8 protein-coding genes are annotated in these 6,210 nt (G+C 54.1%); all 8 read left to right on the top strand.

Annotated elements, in window-relative coordinates; all coding sequences use genetic code 11:
- On the top strand, nt 1–195 hold a 195-nt coding region (locus tag L3J03_11950), incomplete at its 5' end, for a hypothetical protein (protein ID MCF6291693.1).
- 64 nt (nt 196–259) lie between these two features.
- Nucleotides 260–523: a type II toxin-antitoxin system Phd/YefM family antitoxin gene (locus L3J03_11945; GenBank protein ID MCF6291692.1), complete on the top strand. Its 264-nt coding sequence runs from the start codon at nt 260–262 to the stop codon at nt 521–523.
- 380 nt (nt 524–903) lie between these two features.
- Nucleotides 904–1,272, top strand: coding sequence for an SxtJ family membrane protein (locus L3J03_11940; protein MCF6291691.1), 369 nt, complete (start codon nt 904–906; stop codon nt 1,270–1,272).
- Between the two features lie 282 nt (nt 1,273–1,554).
- Complete coding sequence (locus L3J03_11935; protein ID MCF6291690.1) at nt 1,555–1,704, top strand: DUF5989 family protein; 150 nt, start codon at nt 1,555–1,557, stop codon at nt 1,702–1,704.
- Nucleotides 1,705–1,713: 9 nt separating this feature from the next.
- Nucleotides 1,714–3,585, top strand: a complete 1,872-nt coding sequence (locus tag L3J03_11930; GenBank protein ID MCF6291689.1) for a carbamoyltransferase — start codon at nt 1,714–1,716, stop codon at nt 3,583–3,585.
- Between the two features lie 166 nt (nt 3,586–3,751).
- A complete protein-coding gene (locus tag L3J03_11925; GenBank protein MCF6291688.1) occupies nt 3,752–4,063 on the top strand; it encodes a four helix bundle protein in 312 nt (103 codons plus the stop codon).
- A gap of 49 nt (nt 4,064–4,112) precedes the next feature.
- Nucleotides 4,113–5,084, top strand: coding sequence for a GDP-mannose 4,6-dehydratase (locus L3J03_11920; protein MCF6291687.1), 972 nt, complete (start codon nt 4,113–4,115; stop codon nt 5,082–5,084).
- Nucleotides 5,085–5,172: 88 nt separating this feature from the next.
- On the top strand, nt 5,173–6,066 hold the full coding sequence (locus L3J03_11915; protein MCF6291686.1) for an ABC transporter permease: 894 nt from the start codon (nt 5,173–5,175) through the stop codon (nt 6,064–6,066).
- Nucleotides 6,067–6,210: the final 144 nt, after the last annotated feature.

Raw genomic sequence — 6,210 nt, 5'->3', positions numbered from 1 at the left:
TCGCCGCCGCGGCGAAGCGAGTTCCTGCTTGATAGCCTGTTTATGAACAGCCGGCCCTTCTCAATGGAGCGGCCGTTGGTAGAAGAAAACCCCTTTCCCGACAGGAGGGGGTTTACTGAATGTTTACACCATGCTCATCGCTTGTTGCTCGTTACTCATCCCTCGTTACTCATACCTCTGCACCCACGCGCTTGACGGGCCACGCTCATGCCATTATATTACGACCAGAATACAGGTCAACCAAAATTGAGGTATAAGGATGAATACTTTATCGGTATCCGAAGCAAAAATGAAGTTGAGTTCTTTGGTGGAATCGGTCAAGGAAACGGACGAAGAGGTCGTTATCACCAAAAACGGCCGGCCGGTCGCCGTGTTGGTGAGTCCCGATGAATTCGAAAGTTGGCGGGAGACCATGGCGATTCATTCCGATGCGGATCTTATGAAGGAAATAAAGAAAGGAATGGCAGCATTAAAAAAGCAAAAGGCCTCATTGTATACCCTTGAAGAGCTTTTTAGCCAATAGCGCCATGATGGCGCCAAAGAGATACAAGTTTAGGATACCGGATGAGATTGCGGCTCTAGTTCGCAATCTGCACCCGGAGATCAAGGCCGTGGTCAGATTAGCATTGCAGACTATTCTGGACGAGCCCCATTGTGGCAAGGCGCTCAAAGACGAATTGAGCGGCTTGAGAAGTTACCGGGTAAAAAAGTACAGAGTCATTTACCGGGTTTCTGCGGTTAACAAGGAACTGGAGATAGTTGCCATCGGGCCCAGGAAAAATATTTACGAACAAACCTTTCGAATTATCAGCAAAACGGTGAAGAGTTAATTGTTATTAGTAACAGCGCGTTACAGATTTTAACCCCTTAACCACCCCAAAACAAATGACCCCGAAGAAGAAAATGACCAGCGACCAGACCAAGGATACCGGCCTGGCAATGGTCCTGATTCTCCTGCTCTGCCGACTCTATTGGGAGGAACGTATATTCCTCCTCCTGGCTATCGCCTGCCTGGTGATAACCATGACCTGGCCTGGTTTTTTCAAACCGCTGGCCCGGGTCTGGTTCGGGCTCTCCCATGTTATGGGGACCGTGGTCTCCAAGATATTGCTGACCCTGGTTTTCTACGGGGTGGCAACCCCCATCGGTCTGTTGCGGCGGCTGACCGGGGCTGACCCGATGCGGGTACAGCAGTGGCGTGATGGTGATCAATCGGTGTTTGTCGAAAAGGCGCATCGTTTTGAGGCAAAGGACTTGGAAAAACCTTATTGATGGTGGTGTGAACAGTAAATAGTAAAAAGTGAAAAGTAAGAAGGGAGTGCAGGGCAATGAGCAACGAGCAATGAGTGCTGAATTCAAAATTGATGGACGCGTAACAATCCAAAATGCTTCAAATGCCACCCAATAAAATCAACAAGTTACAAGACGAATCACGTCCGTCGAGCAGGTTGTTGCGAGACCGACAAAATTAAACATTCAAAACTATCCTTTCACCTTTCACACTTCACATTTTACTTACAACAAATTGGCCTGATAAAATAATTTGGAGTAAAAATGGACTTTCTCAAAGATCTCTGGGGGTTTCTGCGGGAGCGGAAAAAATTCTGGCTGGCGCCGATCATTATCACCCTGCTGCTCTTCGGCGCCCTGATCGTCCTGACCAGCGGCACGGCCATCGCCCCCTTTATCTACACGATTTTCTAGGCAAGGGGCATGGCCAATATTCTGGGCGTTTCCGCCTTTTATCACGACAGCGCCGCCGCATTGCTGGTGGATGGCGAGATCGTTGCCGCGGCCCAGGAGGAACGCTTCAGCCGCATCAAGCATGATCCTTCCTTTCCCATCCAGGCGGTCCGTTTTGTGCTCAACGAGGCAGGGCTGTCCCTTGGCGACCTGGAGGCCATTGCCTTTTACGATAAGCCCTACCTGAAGTTCGAGCGGCTGCTGGAGACCTATCACGCCTTTGCCCCCAGGGGACTGCGCAGCTTTCTCTCCGCCATGCCGGTCTGGATCAAGGAAAAGCTCTTTATGCGCAAGCTGATCCGGGATGAGTTGGCTTGCCTGCCCGGCGCGGATTCCGGCCGGCGGCCCAGGCTGCTTTTTCCGGAGCATCATTTTTCCCATGCGGCCAGCGCCTTTTATCCCTCGCCCTATTCCGAGGCCGCCATTCTCACGGTTGACGGGGTCGGCGAGTGGGCCACCACCACTATCAGCCATGGCCGGGGCCGGGAGATTACCATGCTGCGGGAGTTGCCCTTTCCCCACTCCCTGGGCCTGCTTTACTCGGCCTTTACCTATTACTGCGGCTTTAAGGTAAACAGCGGCGAGTATAAGTTGATGGGGCTTGCTCCGTACGGCCGGGTAAACAGCGACCGGGTTGCCGGCTTCAAGCAAGCAATCCTGACGAGCCTGGTGGATTTGCGAAGTGACGGCAGTCTGCTGCTCAATATGGATTATTTTGACTATGCCACCGGTCTCACCATGTGTGATGACCGGAAGTGGGCGGAGCTTTTCGGGTTGAGTCGGCGTGAGCCGGAGAGCGACCTTTCCCAGCCCTACATGGATATGGCCCTTGCCATCCAGGAGGTGACCGAAGAGACAATTCTAAGCCTGGCCGACACCGCCCGAACTCTTACTAATTGTTCTAATTTGGTGATGGCCGGCGGGGTTGCGTTGAACTGCGTGGCAAACGGCAAGCTGCTCCGCTCCGGAATATTTAAAAAAATATGGATTCAGCCGGCGGCCGGCGATGCCGGCGGCGCCCTGGGCGCGGCCCTGGCCGCGCACCATACCTGGAACGGGGCGGAGCGGGTTGTTGATGATCAGGGCCGGGACAAGATGCAGGGCGCCTACCTGGGACCGGAGTTCTCAGCCCTGGATACCAGGCGACTGATCCGGAAATATGGCGCTTCGGCAAGACATTTCGAAGATTTCGATGACCTGTGCCGTGAAGTGGCCGCCCTGTTGGCCGGCGGCCGGATCGTCGGCTGGTTCCAGGGTCGGATGGAGTTCGGCCCCCGGGCCCTGGGCAACCGCAGTATCCTGGGCGATCCCCGCCATCCGGAGATGCAGAAGCGGCTCAATCTCAAAATTAAATATCGCGAAGGATTTCGTCCTTTTGCTCCCTCGGTCCTGTTCGAGGATGTTGCCGACTATTTTGAGTTAAAGCAAGAATCCCCCTATATGCTGCTCATCGACCAGGTGCGCAGCCACCGCTGCAATCCCATGGTGTCCGGACTTGAGCAGCAAGGCATGTATGAGCGGCTCTACCACCTGAGGTCCGATATCCCGGCCGTCACCCATGTCGACTACTCGGCCCGGATCCAGACGGTGCACAAGGAAACCAATCCGCGCTACTGGCAGCTGATCTCCGCTTTCAAGAAGTTGACCGGCTATGGCCTGGTGGTCAACACCAGCTTCAATGTCCGCGGCGAACCGATTGTCTGTACGCCCCAAGATGCCTACCGCTGTTTCATGCGCACCGAAATGGACTGGCTGGTAATCGGCGATTATCTGTTCAATAAAGAGGAACAGCCCGAGTGGCAGGAACGGGAAGATTGGCTGAATCAGTATGCACTTGATTAAGGGCTGTGAAAAGTAAAAAGTGAGCTGTGAAAAGTAAAAAGCAAATATCCTTTGGGTAATAGGATGTTGGTGTAAATCCGAAACATTTCACATTTGACAATTCACATTTTACTGACAAGAAGTGGGAACTCGGCCGCATAGAAAACTGGAAGTATGGAAGAAATCAATGGAGCTGGTACGGGAAATCTACCGGTCAACGCAGACGTTTCCTAAATCAGAAGAGTATGTTCTTTCTTCACAGATGCGTCGGGCAGCGATTTCGATTCCGAGTAATCTGGCAGAGGGAGCAGCCCGCAAAGGCAACAAGGAATTCAGACAGTTCCTCAACATTGCCCAAGGCTCCATCAGTGAACTGGATACTCAGATCGAACTTGCAGGTATGTTGGGCTATTTGGACGAGGCCAGAAAAAGCGATCTATTGAAACAGTTGAACGATATCTCCAAAATGCTCTTCGGCCTTTTAAAATCAATAAGTTAAACTTTTTCACTTTTCACTTTTCACCTTTAACATTTCACTCCCATAGCCGATGGAAAAGAAAGCCCTTATCTGCGGAGTTTCCGGACAGGACGGCGCCTACCTGGCCCGGTTTCTTCTGGAAAAGGGGTATCAGGTGTCCGGCACCTCCCGGGACGCCCAGATGTCCTCTTTTCAGAACCTGCACACCCTGGGAATCCATGAGCGGATCAGCTTGCACTCCATGGCGCTCAGTGATTTTCGGAGTGTTCTCCAGGTGTTGGACCGTGTGCAGCCGGACGAGGTCTATAACCTGGCCGGCCAGAGCTCGGTTGGCCTTTCCTTTGAGCAGCCGGTGGAAACCCTGGAAAGCATCAGTGTCGGCACCCTCAATCTGCTCGAGGCGATTCGTTTTACCGGGCAGCCGGTAAAGTTCTATCATGCCGCATCCAGTGAATGTTTCGGTGATACCGGCGGCATGCCGGCCGACGAAACAACCCCCTTCCGGCCCCGCAGCCCCTATGCGGTTGCCAAGGCGGCCGCCTTCTGGGAGGTGGCCAACTACCGCGAGGCCTATGGGTTGTTTGCCTGTTCCGGGATTCTGTTCAACCATGAGTCGCCGCTTCGGCCGAGAAGGTTTGTTACCCGGAAGATTGTGGCTGCCGCCTGTAGGATCGCGGCCGGAAGCGACGAAAAACTGCGCCTGGGCAATATCGCCATCCTGCGGGACTGGGGCTGGGCCCCGGAATATGTCCAGGCCATGTGGTTGATGCTGCAGCAGGAGGTCCCGGACGATTATGTCATTGCCACCGGTACCAGCCACTCCCTTGAGGAGTTTGTCGATGCCGTTTTCTCCTGTGCCGGGCTCTCCTGGCGGGAGCATGTGGTTACCGACCCCGCCCTGCTCCGGCCCACCGACCTGGCGGTCAGCCGGGCCAACCCGGGCAAGGCCCGGGAGATACTGGGATGGCTGCCGCAGTACGCTATGGCGGATGTGGTCCGGGAAATGGTAGATGGGCAACGGGCGGCGAAAAGTGAACGGTGAAAAGAGAGCAACGAGGGCTGAATCTAAAATTCAACATTCAAAACTCAAAATTAAGGCTGCGTCCATAACATCTTTGCGTGAAAACAAAATGAACCAAAAAATATCCCCCGACTCTCCCCAGAGATCCGCCCCGGTGGCGGCTGAAGCGAATTGGGACATGATAATCCAGCCGGTGTCCGGCTGGTTCGATATCCATCTCTCCGAACTGTGGCGATACCGGGACCTGATCATGCTCTTTGTCCGCCGCGATTTTGTGGCCGTGTACAAGCAGACCATCCTCGGTCCCCTCTGGTATCTGATCCAGCCGCTGATGACCACCCTGGTCTTCACGGTCATCTTCGGCAAGGTGGCCAAGATCCCCACCGACGGTTTGCCTCAGGTACTTTTTTACCTTTCCGGGGTGGTGGCCTGGCGCTATTTTGCCGATTGTCTGACCAAGACCTCCAACACCTTTGTCGGTAATGCCGGTATCTTCGGCAAGGTCTATTTCCCCCGGCTCACCGTACCGTTGGCCGTGGTGATCAGCAACCTTATCTCCTTTGCGATCCAGTTTGCCTTGTTTCTCGGTTTTGTTGCCTATTATTATCTACAGGGCGCTGCCATCCATCCCCAGCCCCTGCTTTTTGCTTTCCCGCTTCTGATCCTGCAAATGGCCGCCCTGGGACTGGGTTTCGGGATTATCGTCTCCTCGCTGACCACCAAGTACCGGGACCTTGCTCAACTGGTCGGCTTCGGGGTCCAGCTCTGGATGTACGCCACCCCCATTGTCTATCCCACCTCCCAGATTCCGGAGAAATACCAGTGGATCATGGCCCTGAACCCCATGGCCCCGGTGATCGAGGCCTTTCGTTACGCCTTCCTCGGTTCCGGCACGGTCAGTTTTAGCAGTTTGGCCATCAGTGGCGTCACTACCCTGGTGGTCCTGGCCATCGGCATCATCCTGTTCAGCCGGATCGAGAAGAGTTTTATGGATACGGTTTGAAGCCGGAGGCTTTAGAGGTAAGGTTTCGGTAAACCCCGTACGTTTGAGGTTGGACCGGGAAAGGGGTTTTCTTATACCGAACGGTGTAGCGGACCCTGAGCCGCGGCCGTGACGGCAAAAGCGGAATTTAAAACAACTTCGGCA

The sequence above is a fragment of the Desulfobacterales bacterium genome (genome assembly GCA_021647905.1).
Taxonomy (GTDB): Bacteria; Desulfobacterota; Desulfobulbia; order Desulfobulbales; family BM004; genus JAKITW01.
This window is presented reverse-complemented; position numbering and strand designations above follow the sequence as displayed.